The organism is Bradyrhizobium sp. (assembly GCF_035701725.1).
Lineage (GTDB): Bacteria > Pseudomonadota > Alphaproteobacteria > Rhizobiales > Xanthobacteraceae > Bradyrhizobium.
This window is the reverse complement of sequence record NZ_DASSRP010000395.1, coordinates 1-18023: the sequence shown is the minus strand read 5'-3', so window position 1 is coordinate 18023 and position 18023 is coordinate 1. Positions and strand designations below refer to the sequence as shown.

At 62.3% G+C, this 18023-nt stretch carries 15 protein-coding genes and 1 tRNA gene; 11 read left to right on the top strand and 5 right to left on the bottom strand.

The annotated features are described in order from the left end of the window. Positions 1 to 52: 52 nt before the first annotated feature. The 4 genes from VFL62_RS23835 (at position 53) to VFL62_RS23820 (ending at position 3249) form a co-directional block, all read left to right on the top strand. Positions 53 to 137: transfer RNA gene (locus VFL62_RS23835), tRNA-Leu, on the top strand. A gap of 414 nt (positions 138 to 551) precedes the next feature. Then, positions 552 to 1508, top strand: coding sequence for a L,D-transpeptidase family protein (locus tag VFL62_RS23830; RefSeq protein WP_325174852.1), 957 nt, complete (start codon positions 552 to 554; stop codon positions 1506 to 1508). Between the two features lie 111 nt (positions 1509 to 1619). Then, positions 1620 to 2585, top strand: a complete 966-nt coding sequence (locus tag VFL62_RS23825) for a sensor histidine kinase (protein WP_325174851.1) — start codon at positions 1620 to 1622, stop codon at positions 2583 to 2585. 172 nt (positions 2586 to 2757) lie between these two features. After that, the gene (locus VFL62_RS23820) at positions 2758 to 3249 is read left to right on the top strand and encodes a lipocalin-like domain-containing protein (protein WP_325174850.1); all 492 of its coding nucleotides are present in this window, start codon (positions 2758 to 2760) and stop codon (positions 3247 to 3249) included. A 65-nt stretch (positions 3250 to 3314) separates the two neighbouring features. On the opposite strand, the gene VFL62_RS23815 is transcribed toward VFL62_RS23820, so the two are convergent. After that, entirely contained in the window at positions 3315 to 4886 is a 1572-nt protein-coding gene (locus tag VFL62_RS23815; RefSeq protein ID WP_325174849.1) for a glycosyltransferase family 39 protein, read from the bottom strand. A gap of 398 nt (positions 4887 to 5284) precedes the next feature. Between VFL62_RS23815 and VFL62_RS23810 the strand changes: the two genes are divergently transcribed. Then, positions 5285 to 6964, top strand: a complete 1680-nt coding sequence (locus VFL62_RS23810) for a methyl-accepting chemotaxis protein (RefSeq protein WP_325174848.1) — start codon at positions 5285 to 5287, stop codon at positions 6962 to 6964. 50 nt (positions 6965 to 7014) lie between these two features. Here VFL62_RS23810 and VFL62_RS23805 read toward each other — a convergent pair whose 3' ends face one another. The 3 genes from VFL62_RS23805 to VFL62_RS23795 all read right to left on the bottom strand — a co-directional run bounded on the left by VFL62_RS23805 (position 7015) and on the right by VFL62_RS23795 (position 8927). Next, entirely contained in the window at positions 7015 to 7500 is a 486-nt protein-coding gene (locus VFL62_RS23805) for a transglutaminase-like cysteine peptidase (RefSeq protein ID WP_414644826.1), read from the bottom strand. A gap of 120 nt (positions 7501 to 7620) precedes the next feature. After that, complete coding sequence (locus VFL62_RS23800) at positions 7621 to 7833, bottom strand: hypothetical protein (RefSeq protein ID WP_325174846.1); 213 nt, start codon at positions 7831 to 7833, stop codon at positions 7621 to 7623. Between the two features lie 302 nt (positions 7834 to 8135). Next, positions 8136 to 8927, bottom strand: coding sequence for a transglutaminase-like cysteine peptidase (locus VFL62_RS23795; RefSeq protein WP_325174845.1), 792 nt, complete (start codon positions 8925 to 8927; stop codon positions 8136 to 8138). 780 nt (positions 8928 to 9707) lie between these two features. Here VFL62_RS23795 and VFL62_RS23790 point away from each other — a divergent pair. The 6 genes from VFL62_RS23790 (at position 9708) to VFL62_RS23765 (ending at position 16062) form a co-directional block, all read left to right on the top strand. Further along, positions 9708 to 10817 carry a BMP family ABC transporter substrate-binding protein gene (locus tag VFL62_RS23790; RefSeq protein WP_325174844.1) on the top strand — a complete coding sequence of 370 codons (1110 nt, stop codon included), beginning with the start codon at positions 9708 to 9710 and terminating at the stop codon, positions 10815 to 10817. Positions 10818 to 10833: 16 nt separating this feature from the next. Beyond that, a complete protein-coding gene (locus tag VFL62_RS23785) occupies positions 10834 to 11940 on the top strand; it encodes an ABC transporter permease (RefSeq protein ID WP_325174843.1) in 1107 nt (368 codons plus the stop codon). Between the two features lie 17 nt (positions 11941 to 11957). Next, on the top strand, positions 11958 to 12884 hold the full coding sequence (locus VFL62_RS23780; protein ID WP_325174842.1) for an ABC transporter permease: 927 nt from the start codon (positions 11958 to 11960) through the stop codon (positions 12882 to 12884). 340 nt (positions 12885 to 13224) lie between these two features. Next, positions 13225 to 13905, top strand: coding sequence for an isochorismatase family cysteine hydrolase (locus VFL62_RS23775; RefSeq protein ID WP_325174841.1), 681 nt, complete (start codon positions 13225 to 13227; stop codon positions 13903 to 13905). 40 nt (positions 13906 to 13945) lie between these two features. Then, a complete protein-coding gene (locus tag VFL62_RS23770) occupies positions 13946 to 15478 on the top strand; it encodes an ABC transporter ATP-binding protein (RefSeq protein ID WP_325174840.1) in 1533 nt (510 codons plus the stop codon). 83 nt (positions 15479 to 15561) lie between these two features. Continuing rightward, positions 15562 to 16062: a nucleoside deaminase gene (locus VFL62_RS23765; RefSeq protein WP_325174839.1), complete on the top strand. Its 501-nt coding sequence runs from the start codon at positions 15562 to 15564 to the stop codon at positions 16060 to 16062. 250 nt (positions 16063 to 16312) lie between these two features. Here VFL62_RS23765 and VFL62_RS23760 read toward each other — a convergent pair whose 3' ends face one another. Beyond that, a complete protein-coding gene (locus VFL62_RS23760; RefSeq protein WP_325174838.1) occupies positions 16313 to 17422 on the bottom strand; it encodes a hypothetical protein in 1110 nt (369 codons plus the stop codon). Positions 17423 to 18023 lie beyond the last annotated feature (601 nt).

Sequence of the window (18023 nt, the reverse complement as noted above, 5' to 3'; positions counted from 1 at the left end):
CGGCCGCTATATTCCGCCGGCTTCGCGACGCCGGCTTGCCGGCGGACCGAGGGCCCCTGTGGCGGAACTGGTAGACGCGCTCGACTCAAAATCGAGTTCCGCAAGGAGTGCTGGTTCGATTCCGGCCAGGGGCACCATCCTGCTTCGCGCGATGCGCTTCGCAGGGTTGTCTCAAAACGCGAAGCCGGATGCCTTCCGAAGGAGGGCTAACGCGACTTGGCGCAGCATCATCCCATTTGCGCTTGATCCCTCGCCTGGCCTTGCCAAGCGAAGCCGGTCGCCGGACTTTCAGCCGCTTTGCTCTCTCTGTCTTGGCCTTGGCTCTTTTGCCGGATCCGCCGTTGCGACCGGCGCCTCGCTTCATCACACGGGCCAGCGCCGCCACCGGTTCGTCGGCGACTTTCAAAATGCCATCAGATTGCGAGCCGCAAGCTCCTGACTTCGGGAAGCCGCGGGAACGCGCGGCGCCCGCGCTCGTTCTTTTCACAAGCAGGATGTGAAAGGCCGCGGATGTGAGGAGAACGACGAAACATTGGTGCATCGCGCTCGCGATGGCATTGGTGGCGAGCGCCGCATCCGCTGCCAAGCTCGATCCGGCCGCCATCAATGACGCGACGCCACCCGAAAAGACCATTCCGGGCGACAAGCCGACGCCGTTCGGTGTTCGGCTGGAAGTTCTGCTCGACCGCGCGCACTTCTCGCCCGGCGAGATCGACGGCAAGTTCGGCGAGAACGCCAAGAAAGCGCTGCGCGCCTACGCCGAGGCGCAGCAACTCCCCGCCTCCGACCATCTGATCGACGAGGCCTTCAAGAAGCTCGAGGCCGACAATCGTCCGGTGCTGACCAAGTACACGATCAGCGAAAAGGACGTCGCCGGGCCGTTCCTGCGCAAGCTGCCTTCCAAAATGGAAGCCATGAAGGACCTTCCCAGGCTCGGCTACACCAGCGCGCGCGAAGCTCTCGCCGAGAAATTCCACATGAGCGAAGCGCTGCTTGCGATGCTGAACCCCAGGCAAAATTTCGATCGCGCCGGCGACACCATTGTTGTCGTCGACACCGCCGCCGCGCAGCCCTCGGCCCCGCTCAAGGCGGATCGGGTCGAGGTCGACAAAAGCCGGCAGACCGTCAAGCTGTTCGACAAATCGAATACGCTGATCGGATTTTTCCCCGCGACCGTCGGCAGCGAAGACAAGCCGTCACCTTCGGGCACGTTGAAGGTGACTGAAATCGACCACAACCCGACCTATCATTACAATCCGCGCTATCACTTCAAGGGCGTGCATTCCCGCAAGCCCTTCACCATCAAGCCGGGCCCGAACAATCCGGTCGGCACGGTCTGGATCAATCTTTCCGGCGACGGCTACGGCATCCACGGCACCGCCTCACCGGGCCAGGTGTCAAAAGCGCAATCCCATGGCTGCGTGCGCCTCACCAACTGGGATGCCGAGCGTGTCGCGGACAGCGTTGCGAAAGGCACAACCGTCACCTTTACCGGCGACGGACGGTGATCGGCCGGGGGCGATACCCACAAGCCCGGCTCTCAATCTTTGTTCCAATCTGCTGCAAGAAAATGCCCGCCGGCGTTCGGAACACTGCGCCGCGCGGCGCTTTTGATCCGCATGAACAAGCTCTATCCGTTGCTGCTCGAGCATCGACTGCCTGTTCTTGTCCGCTACGGCATCGTGGCCGCCATCATGCTGGCATGCGCGACTCTGCAGATGGCGTTGCAGATGCTGACCGGATATCCGAGCTATTTTCTGCTGTTGCCGGGCATTTTCCTGTCGGGCCTGATCTTCAACCGCGGCACGGGCATGGCCGCCGCGGCGATCGCCATCATTGTCAGCGGTTATCTGAGCTACGGTACCGATCCCGGGCCGGCCTATGTGGCCGAGAGCGGGCTGTTCATCGTGACCGCCGCCGGCACAGCCGTGGTGGCCGAATTCCTCCGCGCCGAGATGAAGCGCGTGATGCACGCCGACAAGACCAAATCCCTGCTGCTTCAGGAAATGGCGCATCGCACCAAGAATAATCTCGCCGTGCTCAGCGCCATGATCCGCCTCCAAGCCAGAGGTTCGGACCCGGCGGCCGCCGCGGCGCTGGAGGCGGCCGCGAGCCGAATTCACGTCACGGCGCAGGTCTACGACCATCTCTCGCTGAAACAGGATTCGCGGCTGGTCGACATGCGGTATTATCTCAACGGCGTGGTCGACAAGATTTTCCAGTCGCTGGCGCCGCCGGGCGTGATCACCTTCGAGGTGCTGTGCGAGGACGTCGACCTGCCGCATAACCAGGCGCTTGCAATCGGCATCGTCACCAATGAACTCGTGACGAATGCGCTGAAGTACGCATTCCCTGACGGCAAGGCCGGTCAGGTGAGCGTTGAACTCAAGGTCGCAAAGGACATCGAACTGACGGTGTCCGACAACGGCGTCGGGCATAACAGTGATGGCGATCCGTGCGGCCTCGGCTCGCGCATCATCCGCCTTTTGACCCAGCAACTCGACGGCACGCTGGATTATGAAAGGCTGCAACCCGGCCTGTCGGTCCGTCTGCATGCGCCGCGCGCGCCGCTCAATGGCCGTTGAGCGGCCATTCGTCCCTGGGCGCGCCGATGAATGTCCGCCAGGACCAATAGCGGACGTGGCCCCCTCGACGGAATTGTCGCGGAGCCCGCCGTCCGAAGGCTCGTAAGTTTTGATCGACCTCGCTATCCTGATTATTTGTCGGAGCCCGACTTACCATTCACGGGAGAACAGCATGGCCCGTCTCGTTGCATTATTGGCTGCTCTCTATTGCTGTTTTCCGTCTGGACCTGCGTTTGCGGACGACGCATCGAAGCAGTTGGTCGGGAGTTGGAAATTGACTTCATGGACCATTCAAATTGTCGGCGGCGACGCCAGCGAACCGTTTGGTCCCAACCCGAAAGGCAGGGCGCTGTTCACGCCGGACGGATTTGCGGCCTTCATTATTGTCGGAGCAAACCGCAAGCCGGCAACAAACAACGAGGAGACGGCGGCGCTGCTCAAGTCGTTGCTTGCCTACACGGGCAAATTCACCATCGACGGAGACAAATTCACGACCAAGGTCGACATGTCGGGCAATGAACTCCTCACCGGGCAGGATCAGGTGAGGTTTTTCAAGCTGGAAGGTGACCGGCTGAGCATCCGAACGCCTGAACTAGTCAGCTCCGTTGGCATCTATCAGGGCAAGAAGGTCGTCGGCACTCTGACCTGGGAACGCGAACGCTGACCGCGGTGGGGCATTAGCGCAATCCATAAGCCAAGCTCGCGCCCTCAGCGAGCGACGGTTGCGCTTCAACGTTCAACAGCGTCCGGGCGTCTGCCGCCCTTGCAGCGACGCGCTTGCAGATCTTCCGCCGACATCGGCGCCATCATTCCCGCAGCGGAAGGTGGGACGATGAACGCCTTCACGCGCTGTGCGGCGCCCGGATATCCCATCAAGCTGGATTGGACGGTGAATTCGGTCTGCATTGCCCCCGGCGCATGCGCGACATTCCTCGCCATGCGGTCGAGACAGCCGCTGTCGCCGGCAAAGCACAGCGCCGCCCAGCCGCGGTCGATCGCCGCCCTGGGAAACTCATCCGTTTTCGGACACACCAGTTCCGCCTCATACAGCGGATGATCGGGGCTATAGAATGCGGCCGCGAGCGCCAATCCCTCGTCGCCGCCGACGATCGGAAGCGGGATATCAAAGCGGCGATGCCAAAGGCGCGTGAGCTCGAGCGCCGACAGCCGGTAGAAATTGCGACCTTCATTGAGCGGGTGCGTATTGCGATAGAAGGCGTGCAGCGGCGCCACGATGAAGGCGGCTGTCAGCGCCATGCCGGCGACGATGACGAGCAGATTGACCGTATAAAATCGTTCGATCGGAAAGCGCGTGCTGCACACGACGAGAACGACAAACAGGAAGAGTCCTGGCGAAGCCCAGACGCCCGGCATATGCGCACCGACGACGACGGCCGCGATCGCTGGAAACGCAATGGTCCCGACAGCGATCAGGAACAACAGGACCAGGCCCGGGTCCATCGGAAGAAAATCGCGAGGCAGCATTTTAAGGCGCCGTCCCGCGATCGCCGCCCACAACAAAGCCGGCAGCAGCAGACCGAGCGCCGCTTCAACGATGAACAGAAGCGCTTCGCCGAGCGAAGGGACAAACGCCTTTCCGCCGTGCTCCCTCAGCGCGTAGCTGAATGGCATGCCACCCGTCGTCGCCAGCCAATGCAAATGCGGCCCCAACGCAACCAGACCGACAGCTGCGGAAATCCACGGCGCGGGTGATCGGAAGTACGCGCGACGCCGTGGATGGCAAATCGCGGCAAGCACGAAGCTGCCGATCAGGAAGACCGAATAGTATTTTCCCAGCATCGCTAGCGCGGCCGTGGCGCCGGCGGCAACGGCCCACTTCACGTCCCACGTCTCGAACGATCTCAGAAAACAATAGGTCGCGGCCGGCCAGACCGGCAGAAGCACCGCATTGGCGTTGAAACGTTGCGCAAAGAATTGATAGGTCGGCGGCAGCATCAGAAGCAGCAGCACGATCACGCGTTTGTCGCCCGTCACGAAACGGCGGGAAATCAAATCGACGAACCACAGCGCGACCGCGGCGTTGACGAGCGCCAGCAGTTGCAGCGACCAGTCGGTCAGCGGAAAGACCGACGTCCACGCTCGCGCAACCCATCCCATCAGCGGCGGGTGTTTGGCGCTGCCCCAGTCGAAGCTGCGCCCGAAGGTCCAGGCCTCCAGCACGTCCGAATGCAGATCGCCGACGAGATAAGCGATCAGGAGATAGGTCATCCAGACCGCGACAAATCCGGCGAGCAGCAACGCTACCGCCCAGCCCGCTTCGACGCCGTCGAGCAGGCGCAAGAATGGCTGCCGCCACCGCGCCGGCTGGATTTCCGGGCGAGCAGCCAGATCCGTGGATGTCAAACCAGAGAGGAAGACCCTCATCGCAGGCGGGAAAAACCGATTAATCCAACGTGTCGTGCAATAGGCGGACCGTGGCACGACCGGGAAAAACCGGAAATCGGCGAACTGTCGCAGCGATCCTGGCTTCAGCCCGCTCGACGCGCCGACAGGAGAGGTTTCGCGATCTTCGATCGGCTCTCTTGCTCATTTGCAAAATCGGCAATCGCCCGGCGCCCCTCCCCTCGGCCGCGACAAGGCGCCGGCCGCGCCGGACCACAAGAGGCCCGTTAGGGGCATTTTTATCAATTCCGGTTAACGCTTCGGGAACCCGTGTGAATCCAGAAAAAAGGTGCTCCATGCACGCCCGCCTCAAGATCTCCGCCAAGCTGCTGATGATGGTGCTGGTATCGGTCGCCGGTGTCGCAGTCATCGCCGCGGTCGGGCTCTCGACGCTGCGGCAAAATCTCTTGGAGGACCGCGAGGCGAAGCTCCGCGACGTGGTGCTGCTCGCCAAGCAAACCATCGATATCGATTATCAAAGATCGAAGGCCGCCGGCGTTTCGGATGCAGAAGCGCTGCAACGGGGGAAAGCGGTTCTCCGCACCTTGCGCTTCGGCAAGGACGACTATTTCTACGCCTTCAGCTCCGATGGCCTGGTTCAATCCCACCCGAACCCGAACGTCGAGAACAAGAACCTGTATAACGCGCCCGATTCGGATGGCGTCTACTTCACGCGCGACCAGATCAACGCCGCCGCCAAAGGAGGCGGCTTCGTCAGCTATCGTTTCATACGGCCGGGCGGCACGACGCCGCTGCCGAAAGTGTCCTACGCGACCGAATTCAAGCCATACGGCTGGACCATCGGCGGCGGCATTTATCTCGACGACGTCGACGCCATCTTCTGGCAACAGGTCTGGCGGATCGGCACGCTGCTCGCGATCGTCCTTATGCTCGTGGTCGGCGCCTCCGTGATGCTCGGCCGCAGCATCGTTGTGCCGATCAAGGCCATGACGGGCGCGATGCGCAAGATTGCCGCGGGCGACATGGCGACCGTGATCCCCGCGCAGGATCGCCGCGACGAGGTCGGGGCGATGGCGCAATCCGTTCAGGTCTTCAAGGACAGCATGATCGAGGCGGTCCGTTTGCGCGGCGAACAGGACGAACTGAAGAAGCGCGCCGAGGCCGAGAAACACAAGCTTCTCGGCACCATGGCCGACGACTTCGAGGCCAGCATCCGCGGCTCGCTCGATATGCTTTCAGGCGCAGCGAATGAACTGCGCGGCACATCGAACCAGATGTCCGCTTCCGCAGAAGAAGCCAGCCACCAGACGACCTCCGTCGCCGCAACGGCCGAACAGGCCTCGGCCAATGTGCAGACCGTCGCCGCGGCGACCGAGGAACTTGCCTCCTCCGTCGCCGAGATCGGCCGTCAGGTCGCTCAATCCACCAAGGTAGCGAGCCAGGCGGTCGAAGAAGCCAATCGCACCAACGTCACGGTTCAGGGATTGTCGGCGGCTGCGCAACGGATCGGAGATGTCGTCAGGCTGATCAACGATATTGCGAGCCAGACCAATCTTTTGGCCTTGAACGCGACCATCGAGGCTGCGCGCGCGGGTGAAGCCGGCAAGGGTTTTGCCGTCGTCGCCAACGAAGTGAAATCCCTGGCAAGCCAGACCGCCAAGGCGACCGATGAAATCTCATCGCAGGTGGCCGCGATGCAAGGCGCCACTACCGAAGCGGTCCAGGCCATCGAGAATATCGGCGGGACGATCGGCGCGATCAACCAGATCACGACAGCGATCGCGTCCTCCGTCGAACAACAGGGTGCTGCGACCCAGGAAATTGCCCGCAACATCCAGGAAGCCGCGCAAGGCACCGAGAAGGTCACGCACAATATCGGCGGCGCGACGCAGGCCGCGGCCAACACCGGAACTGCCGCGCGACGGGTTTTGACCTCCGCCGAACAACTCAACGAGCAGGCGGCCCAGCTCAGATCCAAGATCGACCGCTTCATGGTCGGAATTCGCGCGGCGTGAGGCTGGCGCCGGCCGCCCGCAACAGATTGGCCATCGCGCAAGCGTTCGCTTCAGGCACTTGATGCAGAAATCGACGCCCAGTAGTTCGGGTTTCTCGGCATCTGGATGCGTACCCATCGATAGGGCGTGCGGGACCACGGCACGATTTCCTCGGTGAGATTGTCGAGCACCAGGTCGCCGCTTCCGGTACGGACTACCGTAACGAGGTGATGCTCGCCCCAGGCGGTCACGACCTCGCTCAACAGAACGGTGCGGGCGGGCCAGCCTCTGGCGATCAGTTCGTGACGCTTGGTGACCGCGTAATCATTGCAATCGCCGCGAGGCGGCCCCAGCAGCCATTTCTCGCCGGCGAGCCCTTCTTCGTTGCGCTCCGGGTGGATCGATGAATTGACCGTGCGGTTGACGTCCTCGAGCTCGGTCCAGCAGGTGATGTTCAACTCGACCCGGTCACTGCCTGGTAACAGCCGCTGCGGTTTGCACTCGGCAGGATATTCCAGGCAGAAGCGCGTAAACGCCATCGGAGCCAGCGTCGGCACGTCGAGCCTGATGAACTGAAGGCCCAGCCCGCTCGGCAGGTTCGCAAGGGGCTCGACCGCACGCTTCGAGGGGCTCGGCAGCAGCGGTTGCGTGGAAGCGAGCCGGGAGGCGAGGCTGATTTAATTGCCCCTGTGCAATCCGTCGGAGACGCTCGCAAGGCCGGCGACCGCCTCATTCCAGACGTCATTCCACAGCGGTTGCGCGCGCGGGAGATAGGATTCCGTGGTGTGGTAGCCGCCAACCTTTGACGTGACCGAGAGAACCGCGAGCGAGGAGGCCAGCGGCACGGCCGCACATGCGACCAGGCCCGCAATGACCAGGGGCGGTATCACGAGGAGGTTGACGCTTCGCTGAAGAGCGGCTGAGATTCGTAAGGCGGCCACTCGAAAATCTCACGCCCCGGATTCTCAGCCCAGGACTCTAAGATTGACTTAAGTTTCGACCGTCCAGGCGGCAGGAACCGTTCAATTTTCTGCTTCAACGGTCAAATAGCTGCTGAGGTCGTATCTCTCGCGTCATGGCTGGCTTGATCCAAACGTCCCTGGTCGCAAGAACGCAACGTCGAGGACGTCAAGATTGTCGAGGACATCGGCCTCGATGACGGCATTCACGAATGCCCTTTGGCGAAGCCGGCTCAAGCCGGCGCTTTTTGCACGCGATTCGAAACCAGCCGCCGCACGCCGCGCTCATCAAGGACGAATTTCGGGACGGCCCGCGTAACGTCGATATCGCGCACGAGCGTCAAGGTCCGATTATCGAGGATCAGCCACTGATGATCTATTCGGACCGCCAGGACGGCGTGATCCTCGTCCGGCAGCCGGTTCCGCCACACGACAATCTTCAGCGCCTCCTTCGGGAATCCCGCCTCGAGCAACGCGGTGTATTTGAGGATTGCATAGTCCTCGCAGTCGCCGCGTTCGGACAGAAGCGTCTCGAACGGATCGCTCCAGCGATCGGGAATGCCCCATTGCCTCTCGTCGCTCACCGGTTTGATCGCAAGATCCACCGCCCGATTGATCAAGCCGACTTGCGCGCGTCCATTTCGACCGGCGCCTTCACGGCTCAGATCGATCAGCTTCTGCGCCGGCGAGGAACAGGAATGGTTGGTCCGGCACTGCGCGACGGCCTCGCGATCCCTGCCTATATCGGCCTTAACCCGGTGCCATTGCTCGTGCAGAGCGCCACCGAGCACCGGCTCCGTATCCATGCCAAAGGGTTCAGCGGAATTTTCATCGCGCGTTGCCGAAGCGTGCCCGTCAATAGCCGAACTGAGACTGTCTGCAGTCAAGAAGCCGAGGATGGCGAGCTGATGCGACAGCCTCGACCGTTCAAGCATCGCACCCGTCAGCACGAAACCCAAAGCGAAGCCGAGGAGAACGGCCCACCGGGTGCAAGCAGCGAAATCGGCCGCGCTGCGATTTTGCAAAGTCCTCGGCAAGATGACTACGTCCTCGGCGGCTCCGTCGGAAAGGCAAGCTCCCTCGGTTTCCCGGCGATATCGAGCGACGGGAATACGCTTTCGTAGATTGCGCGGGCCCTCTGGACCAATCGGTTCCGTTCAAGCTCCGACCTCGGCACAAATTGAATAACTTCACCCATGGTTCGTTCCTATCGAATCAGCGGCCGTTGAATTACGACCATCATTCCATGACAGTCAGTTGGGAGCTGGAAACCGCTTTTGAAGGGAACCACGAATGCCGGAGGAAACAAGAATGCGTGACCCCAGGTGCCCTGACTAACCGGCCCTGCAAACGACCCGGTCGGCGCGCGCAGCACGCGACCGGGCCGACAGCGCGAGGCCGATATAGGCATCGATGTCAGCAACGCTGGGCTCGGCGGGGACGTGGCTGCCATGCGATCGGACGCAAGGCCGATGATCCAACGGCGCATCGGGCCCCTCACCTCTTTCGCCCAATTTATAGGCAATCATTCGGCGTCGCCTCGCAAAAACGGATCGTAAGCGCCGCCGCACGGTGGCCCGGTCCTCACCTGCCCATCTCTCCCGCATACAATTCGCCGAATCTGCTGCGAAATTAAGCAGGTCAAATCCTGCGCAGAATCCAACCAACGGCTTTTCGTCAACGAGAACAGCGACATACGTCCCGGAAATCTCTGGCACGAAGCTTGCGACACGGCTTTGAGGCCCCGCCGAGCCGGCGCGGCCCGCAAGTTGGGAAGCGGGGTTACCCGCCACGGGGAGTAGTCAATGGATTTCTCACACATTTCACGACGGCGCCTGTTGCAGGGAAGCGCGGCGCTGACACTCGGCTCCGCGCTCGGGATGCGCACGGCCGCCGCCGCCGACACCACGATCGGCTTCATCTATGTCGGCTCGCGCGACGACTACGGCTACAACCAGGCGCACGCTGCGGCCGCCGCCGCGCTGAAAAAGATGCCGGGCATCAAGATCGTCGAAGAAGAGAAGGTGCCGGAGACCGACGCGGTCGAAAAGACCATGGAGTCGATGATCAATCTCGATGGCGCCAGCCTCGTGTTTCCGACCTCGTTCGGCTACTTCAATCCGCACATGGTCAAGATGGCCAACAAATATCCGAAGGTGCGCTTCGAGCACTGCGGCGGCCTGTGGACCGACAAGGACCCGAAGAACGCCGGCAGCTATTTCGGCTATATCGACGAAGCGCAGTACATCTCGGGCATCGTCGCCGGCTACACGTCAAAGAGCGGCAAGCTCGGCTTCGTCGCGGCGAAACCGATCCCGCAGGTGCTGCGCAACATCAACGCTTTCACGCTTGGCGCCAAGCTCGCCAACCCGAAGGCCACCACGCAGGTGATCTTTACCGGTGATTGGTCGATGCCGGTCAAGGAAGCCGAAGCCACCGGCAGCCTGATCGACCAGGGCGTCGACGTTCTGACCTGCCATGTCGACGGCCCCAAGACCATGGTGGAAAACGCCGCCCGCCGCGGCGCCATGGTGTGCGGCTATCACGTCAACCAGTCGCCGCTCGCGCCCGAAGCCTATCTCACCGGCGCCGAATGGAATTGGGAAGCGCTCTATCCGAAATTCCTCAAGATGATGGCGACCCCTGAAGGCATTCCGAATTTCTACCGCGGCGGCTTGCAGGAAGAGATCGTCAAGGTCTCGCCCTATGGGCCGAAGGTGGGCGAGCAGGCGCGCAAGCACGCCGACGAAGTGAAGGCCAAGTTTCTGGCAACGGGGCTTGCGATCTTCAAGGGCCCGCTGCTCGACAACAAGGGCAAGACGGTGATTGCCGCCGGCACCGAGCGCGGTCAGAAGGATCCCGAGCTCGAAAAGATGGACTATTTGGTCGAGGGCGTTATCGGCGCAACGTCGTGACATCCGGAGTAGCGTCGTGACCTCTGAAGTTGCGGATTCGGCTGAAGCGGTGGGCGTTTCGCCCGCCGCTGACCCCGGCTTTCTCCAGCGCCACGGCGCGTCCATCGAATACATCCTGATCCCGGGCGCGGCGCTGGCCGGCGCGCTCGTGGTCTTCGGCATCTTTGTCGCGCTGTTCGGCAAGAACCCGCTCGACCTCTACTTCTATATGTACCAGGGCGCGTTCGGCACCTGGTTCTCCTGGCAGAACACGCTGACCCGCGCCGCGCCGCTGATTCTCACCGCGCTGTGCGCGGCGCTGCCGGCACAGCTTGGCCTCGTCATCATCGGCGGCGAAGGCGCCCTGCTGATCGGCGCATTGTCGGCAACCTCGATGGCGCTCGCCCTGCCCTCTGCCCCGCCGCTCGCCGTTCAAATCGCGATGGCGGGCGCCGGCATGGTCGGTGGCGGCCTGTGGATTCTGCTGTCCGGCGCGCTGCGGCAATATCGCGGCGTCAACGAGACCATCTCGAGTCTGCTGCTGGTCTACATCGCGCTTGCGATCCTCAATCACCTTGTCGAGGGCGTGATGCGCGATCCCGCGAGCCTCAACAAGCCGTCGACGCACGAAATCGGCGCCGCCAACATGATCGGCACCATTCCCGGCACCGACGTGCATTGGGGCCTGCTCTTCGGCCTGATCGCGGCCATCGCCTCCTACATTCTGATCTATCACACCACCTTCGGCTTTGCCGCGCGGGTGGCCGGCGGAAACATCCGCGCCGCCAAGATCGTCGGCCTCTCCGTCGGTAAATTGATCCTGACGGTATGCTTCATCGCCGGCGCCTGCGCCGGTCTGGCCGGCATGGTTGAGGTCGCAGCGGTGCAGGGCCGCACCAACGCCAACCTCGCCGCCGGCTACGGCTACACCGGAATCCTGGTCGCGTTCCTGTCGCGGCAAAATCCGCTTGCCGTGGTCCCGGTTGCGATCCTGCTCGGCGGGATCAGTGCCTCTGGGGGCCTCTTGCAGCGCCGGCTCGGACTGCCTGACGCATCCGTGCTGGTGCTGCAAGGGATCATCTTCGTGTTCGTGCTGGCAAGCGACGCGGTGTACGGGCGGATCGGCTTTCTGAAGGGCAAGTAAGTTGAAAGGCAAGCGACATGGCTGACGGATCGATCGGGCTTTGGACCGTGCCGCTCGCCGTGTTCGGCGGTGCGATCCGCGTCTCCACACCGTTCCTGTTCGTGAGTTTGGGGGAATGCATCACCGAGCGATCGGGCCGCATCAATCTCGGCCTCGAAGGCACGCTGGTGATGGGCGCGATGAGCGCCTACGGCATCTCCTATCTGTCCGGCTCGCCGTGGCTCGGCGTACTCGCCGCCGGCTTCACCGGCGCGATGCTGGGCGCGCTGCACGCCGGCATCTGCTCGCTGCCGCGCGTCAACGACATCGCAGTCGGCATCGCGTTGATGCTGTTCGGCACCGGGCTCGCCTTCTATCTCGGCAAGCCGCTGATCGAGCCGACCGCTGCAAGATTGCCGGCGATCGATTTCGGCTGGTGGAGCGACATCCCGCAAGTCCGCGCCGCGCTGCGCATCAACGTGCTGTTCCTGCTGGGCGTCGGGCTCGCGCCGGTTCTGTATTGGGCGTTCCGTACCACACGCTGGGGTCTCTTGATCCGCACCGCCGGCGAAAGCTCGGATGCCGCCCGCGCCATGGGCCACTCGGTGCTGTTGATCCGGCTGCGCGCGACCATGGTCGGCGGCTTCCTTGCCGGCATCGGCGGCTCGTTTCTGTCGCTGTTCTATCCCGGAAGCTGGAACGAGGGGCTGTCATCCGGCCAAGGCATCACCGCGGTGGCGCTCGTGATCTTCGCGCGCTGGGACCCGCTGTTGTGCCTGTGGGCCTCGCTTGCATTCGGTGGCGCCGCGGCGCTCGGACCCGCGCTGCAATCGGTCGGGGTCACCTCCGGCTATCATCTCTTCAACGCCGCGCCCTATATCCTGACGCTGGCGATCATGATCATCACCTGTTCGCCGAAACGCACGCTGACCGGCGCGCCCGCCGAACTGTCGATCACGAGGTAACGAGGAAAGTGGAGTGGATTTGACATTCGCTACCCACCTAGCCGCGAGCGCTTCAGGCGAATGTCAAATCCCACACTCCACTAAGAAGATATGTTTGCTACTGGTCCTGCGATTCTAACATTCGCAAAAGTGGCCGCTGAGAAGGGATGCGAATGTTAGATTCGGACCACTAGTGCAGCGAATTTGAAGTTCCCATCAATGTTGCCGCGAGTTCGCTTTGGGAACTTCAAATTCAAAAGCTGCACTAGAAACTGAAAAGTTGCTAGAGCTCCTCTGATTCCGAAGTTCGCATCAGAGGTCGCCACGATAGCTTGCGAACTTCGGAATCGGAGCTCTAGCCATGCCCGAGCGCTATATCAAGTCAGAGCCCTATGCCTGGCCTTACAACGGCGATTTGCGCCCGGAAAACACCGCGCTCGTCATCATCGACATGCAGACCGATTTCTGCGGCGTCGGCGGCTATGTCGACAAGATGGGCTACGACCTGTCGCTGACCCGCGCCCCGATCGAGCCGATCAAGCGCCTGTTGGCCGCGATGCGCGCCAAGGGCTACCACATCTTTCATACCCGCGAGGGACACCGGCCTGATCTCGCCGACCTGCCCGCCAACAAGCGCTGGCGCTCGCGCCAGATCGGTGCCGGCATCGGCGATCCCGGGCCGTGCGGCCGCATCCTGGTGCGCGGCGAGCCGGGCTGGGACATCATTCCGGATCTTTACCCGAAGCCCGGCGAGCCGATCATCGACAAGCCCGGCAAGGGCTCGTTCTGCGCCACCGACCTCGAACTGATGCTGCGCCTGCGCGGCATCGAGAACATCGTGCTCACCGGCATCACCACCGACGTCTGCGTCCATACGACGATGCGCGAGGCCAACGACCGCGGCTTCGAATGCGTGCTGGTCGAGGACTGCTGCGGCGCGACCGACAAGAGCAACCACGACCACGCCATCAAGATGATCAAGATGCAGGGTGGCGTGTTCGGAGCGGTGACGACATCAGATCATCTCATCGGAGCGATCTAGTGTCCGCGGCACATCACGAATTTCGAAAATCGGAGCTCTCATGATCATCGGTGAACCACCGCCCCCATCGGGCGCCTTCGGCATCGATGCCGTGGCGATGACGATGCGCTTCGGCGATTTCGTCGCACTCGACAATGTCGAACTGAAAGTGCGGCCCGGCACGCTGCACGCCTTGCTCGGCGAGAACGGCGCCGGCAAGTCGACGCTGGTCAAGTGCATCATGGGCTATTACCACGCGACCGAAGGCCAGGTCATCGTCGCCGAACGCGAGAAGGCGATCGCAAACCCGAAGGACGCCCATGCGCTGGGGCTCGGGATGGTCTACCAGCACTTCACGCTGGTGCCGGCGATGACGGTCGCCGAGAACCTCGTGCTGGCGCGCGACGACGTGCCGGCGGTGGTCGACTGGGCGAAAGAGAAGAAAGAGCTGGAAGCTTTTCTGGCGCGGATGCCGTTCAAGGTGCCGCTCAACGCCCGCGTCTCCGATATTTCCGCCGGCGAGCGGCAGAAATGCGAAATCCTCAAGCAGCTTTATCTGAAGCGGCGTTTTCTGATCCTGGACGAGCCGACCTCGGTGCTGACGCCGGGCGAGGCCGACGAAGTCCTTGGCATGCTGCGCAAGATGGTCGAGGGCGGCGATCTCACCATCCTGATGATCACGCACAAATTCCGCGAGGTGATGGCGTTCGCCGACGAGGTGACGATCCTGCGCCGTGGCAAGCTCGCGGGCAAAGGCCTGGTCAAGGACCTCACTCCTGACGCGATGGCGCGCGCGATGATCGGCGCCGAGCAATTGACGATCCAGCCGCCGCGCTCGGGCGAGACCGGCGGCGTGCGGCTTGAGCTTGCGAACATCTGCGCGCTCGACGACGCCGGTGCGGTCGCGGTCAACGACGTCTCGCTTGCCGTGCGCGGCGGCGAGATCGTCGGCATTGCCGGCGTTTCCGGCAACGGCCAGCGTCAGCTCGTCGAAGTGCTGGCCGGCCAGCGCGAGGCCGAGAGTGGCGAGATTCGCGTGGCCGGAGAGCGCTATCACGCGAGCCGCGAGGAGATGCGCCGGCACAAGATGTCGCTGTTGCCGGAGGAGCCACTGAAGAACGCCTGCGTCGGCGGCATGAGCGTGGCCGACAACGTCGCTTTCCGCGAATTCGACCGCGCTCCCTTTGCCAAAGGCGGGTGGTGGCTCAACGGTGCGGCGTTCCGCAGCGACGCCAAACGCAAGATCGACCGCTACAAGATCAAGACCCGCGGCCCCGACACGCCGATCTCGGCGCTGTCGGGCGGCAACGTGCAGCGTGCGGTGCTGGCGCGCGAACTTGGGCACGACGTCGAGGTGCTGATCGCCGCCAATCCGTGCTTCGGGCTGGATTTCGCGGCCGTCGCCCAGATCCACGCCGAGATCATGGCGGCGCGCAACCGTGGCGCGGCGGTGTTGCTCGTCAGCGAGGATCTCGACGAACTGCTCGAATTATCGGATCGTCTGGTTGTGATGTTTCACGGCCAGCTGGTCTACGAGGCCCGCGCGAGCGAAGCCGACCTTACGGAAGTTGGCCGCCACATGGCGGGACACTAAAACGCTTCCGCCGAAGCACGCCCTCAGGACTTGATCCGGGGCGGACTTCCGGTTTGCGTGAAGAGCCGCCAGAGGGAAATCCAATGACCGACGTTGCGGACCTGACACAGGTGCAGGCTGACGAGCACTTCCTGAAGCGGACCTTCGAGGTTGCGCGGCGCTCGATGACGCATGGCAACCATCCATTCGGTGCGATTCTGGTTGGCCGCGACCGCAAGATCCTCATCGAGACCGAGAACGGCTATATGCCTGCCCATGACGGCACCGCGCATGCCGAGCGGCTGCTCGCCACCGAAGCCTGCCGCAGGTTCAAGGCCGAGGATCTCGCCGGCGCCACGATCTATTCGTCCGCCGAGCCCTGCGCGATGTGTTCGGGCGCGATCTACTGGGCCGGCGTCGGCCGCCTGGTCTACGGCCTCAGCGAAGCTCGCTTGCGCGGCATCACCGGCAACCATCCTGAGAACCCGACGCTCGATTTGCCCTGCCGCGCGGTGTTTGCCAGCGGGCAGCGTGCGACGGAGGTGGTCGGCCCGCTGCTGGAGGACGACGCGGCCGCGCTGCATGACGGGGTATGGACGAAGTAGCTGCCGTTCGCCTCAAGAACACAGTCTTCCCACAAGTCGTCCTCGCGAACGCGAGGGCCCATAACCACCGGCTTTGGTTCAAGTGAAGATTGTCGACCGCCGAAAACCATGGTGAGATTCCGCGGTATGGGTCCCTGCGTTCGCCGGGACGATGGCGCAAGTCTTGGCCGACGCCTCGCCAACATCGCAAAACAAAAATGGCGCCGCGATCTGATCGCGGCGCCATCGTTTTGGAGAAGGTTCGAGAACCTTAGAACTTCATCGTGATACCGGTATAGACGGTCTGCTCGGTGCAGGAGTTGGTGCTCGTGATGACACCGTTGAGCGGCGCGTTACAGATGCCGTTCACCGCGCTGTTGTGGTCGAGGCCAAACTTGTTCTGCCAGTAGCGGTAGGCCACCCAGACGTCGACGAAGTGAGAATACTTCGGTCCCATGATCGCCTTCGAGGCATCGAAGGTCAGGCGGATCGGTTCGGAGTTGATTTCCGTCTTCGACGGCATGATGCCGGTGAGCGGAGCGTTCGAGTCGCCCTTCGGACCATAGAAACCAGCACGGCCGCTGATCGAGAAGAACTGATAGCCTTCCGGAATGAAGCCGAGATCCATGTAGTAGTTGATTTCAACCGCCCAGGTGGTCTTGAACCTGGTGTTGCCGTCGGTGAGGCAGGTCACGCCAGGCGTTCCCGGACCAAACAGACCGCACTGATCGAAGGCGTTATGATTGATTTCCTTGTAGGCCAACGGCGCTACGTTGATGTAGCCCTTGTAGGGAAGATCAAACGCAAACTGCAGACCGGCGACGAAGTCGCGCTTGGCCGGAGCCAGGAAGTTGTTCTCGGTCTCGTAATCGGCGCCCCACTCGAACGAGATGTTGTGCAGCGGACCCATGCTGAACATCTTGGTGCCGAACAGTTCGTTCCAGCCCAAGGTCGAACGGAACAGGCCGTAGAACTCGGTGGCGCCGGCGCAGAACCCGCTGCCGCCGCCAATGATAGCGGTGTTGTAGATCGAGGTGGTCGTTGTGCCCGTGCACGGATTGGCCGGATCGTTGTGGTCCGACTTGAACATCGAGATGGTGAAGAAGTTGGTGCCGTATTGCCAGACGTCGAAGTGGGTGAACGAATAGACGCTCTTGGCCGTATTACCGTTGAAGCCGGCCCCGTTCGGCTTCAGCGAATAGGCGCCCGGGTCGGTGCCGTTCGGCATCCACGAATAGGTGACGCGGTCATCGATCACCAGGAAGAAGGGAAGATCCTTGACCGGCTTTGCGGCCTTGACCGGAAGATCGGCAGCGCGGGCCACCCCGGCTGAAGCAAGCGCGGCGAGCGCGGTTGCTACGATTGTTTTGCGAAACGACATTAGTACCCCCAATTGCAGAGCGAACCATCACAGGCCCTGAATGGAACAGTTACGCCGTTCGCGAGGCGTGAGAAGCCTCAAGTTTTCCCAGTCCCTGCTGCATGTTTAGTCAAAATCGTCCGCATTCCCCGCGGTTTGCGTCGTTTGTCGCAGGCCGCCGCAGCGCGGCAGCCTTTGTCCCACGGCCGCCAAATCCCAAATTGAATTTGTTTTTGTTGGACTTTTCGTCGCGGCGCTATGTCGAGGCGGAGCTAACGCCAGCGGTTTGACGACCGCTTGGGTGGCGTTCGGAAATCCGCAAACGCTGATGCTCACCGCCAAAGCAACGCCGATTCCGCCGTACGAATTGCAACCGACCGTCACAATTATGCAACAGCGATTTCAACCAATGAAAGGCACTGTGGCCGGGCTGCCCGTGGAAGGATCGCAATGGAGCCCGGCTGCCCGAGAATCACACCCCAGGTCGTGATTGCCAAAGCCTTGGGCAACGACTGACGCTTTTTCACCACTTACGCTGGCGCTTAAACTGGCACAGTATCAAGCCAGCCACTTTCGCACTCTGGACCCGAATGTCAGATTCGACGCCCGCCAGCCCGCATCC

Excerpts from the sequence above, each read along its gene's own strand:
- VFL62_RS23775 (WP_325174841.1), top strand. The coding sequence starts at position 13,225 with ATGCCCGAGCGCTATATCAAGTCAGAGCCCTATGCCTGGCCTTACAAC.
- VFL62_RS23790 (WP_325174844.1), top strand. The coding sequence starts at position 9,708 with ATGGATTTCTCACACATTTCACGACGGCGCCTGTTGCAGGGAAGCGCG.
- VFL62_RS23820 (WP_325174850.1), top strand. The coding sequence starts at position 2,758 with ATGGCCCGTCTCGTTGCATTATTGGCTGCTCTCTATTGCTGTTTTCCG.
- VFL62_RS23760 (WP_325174838.1), bottom strand. The coding sequence starts at position 17,422 with ATGTCGTTTCGCAAAACAATCGTAGCAACCGCGCTCGCCGCGCTTGCT.
- VFL62_RS23780 (WP_325174842.1), top strand. The coding sequence starts at position 11,958 with ATGGCTGACGGATCGATCGGGCTTTGGACCGTGCCGCTCGCCGTGTTC.
- VFL62_RS23810 (WP_325174848.1), top strand. The coding sequence starts at position 5,285 with ATGCACGCCCGCCTCAAGATCTCCGCCAAGCTGCTGATGATGGTGCTG.
- VFL62_RS23770 (WP_325174840.1), top strand. The coding sequence starts at position 13,946 with ATGATCATCGGTGAACCACCGCCCCCATCGGGCGCCTTCGGCATCGAT.
- VFL62_RS23765 (WP_325174839.1), top strand. The coding sequence starts at position 15,562 with ATGACCGACGTTGCGGACCTGACACAGGTGCAGGCTGACGAGCACTTC.
- VFL62_RS23825 (WP_325174851.1), top strand. The coding sequence starts at position 1,620 with ATGAACAAGCTCTATCCGTTGCTGCTCGAGCATCGACTGCCTGTTCTT.
- VFL62_RS23830 (WP_325174852.1), top strand. The coding sequence starts at position 552 with ATGGCATTGGTGGCGAGCGCCGCATCCGCTGCCAAGCTCGATCCGGCC.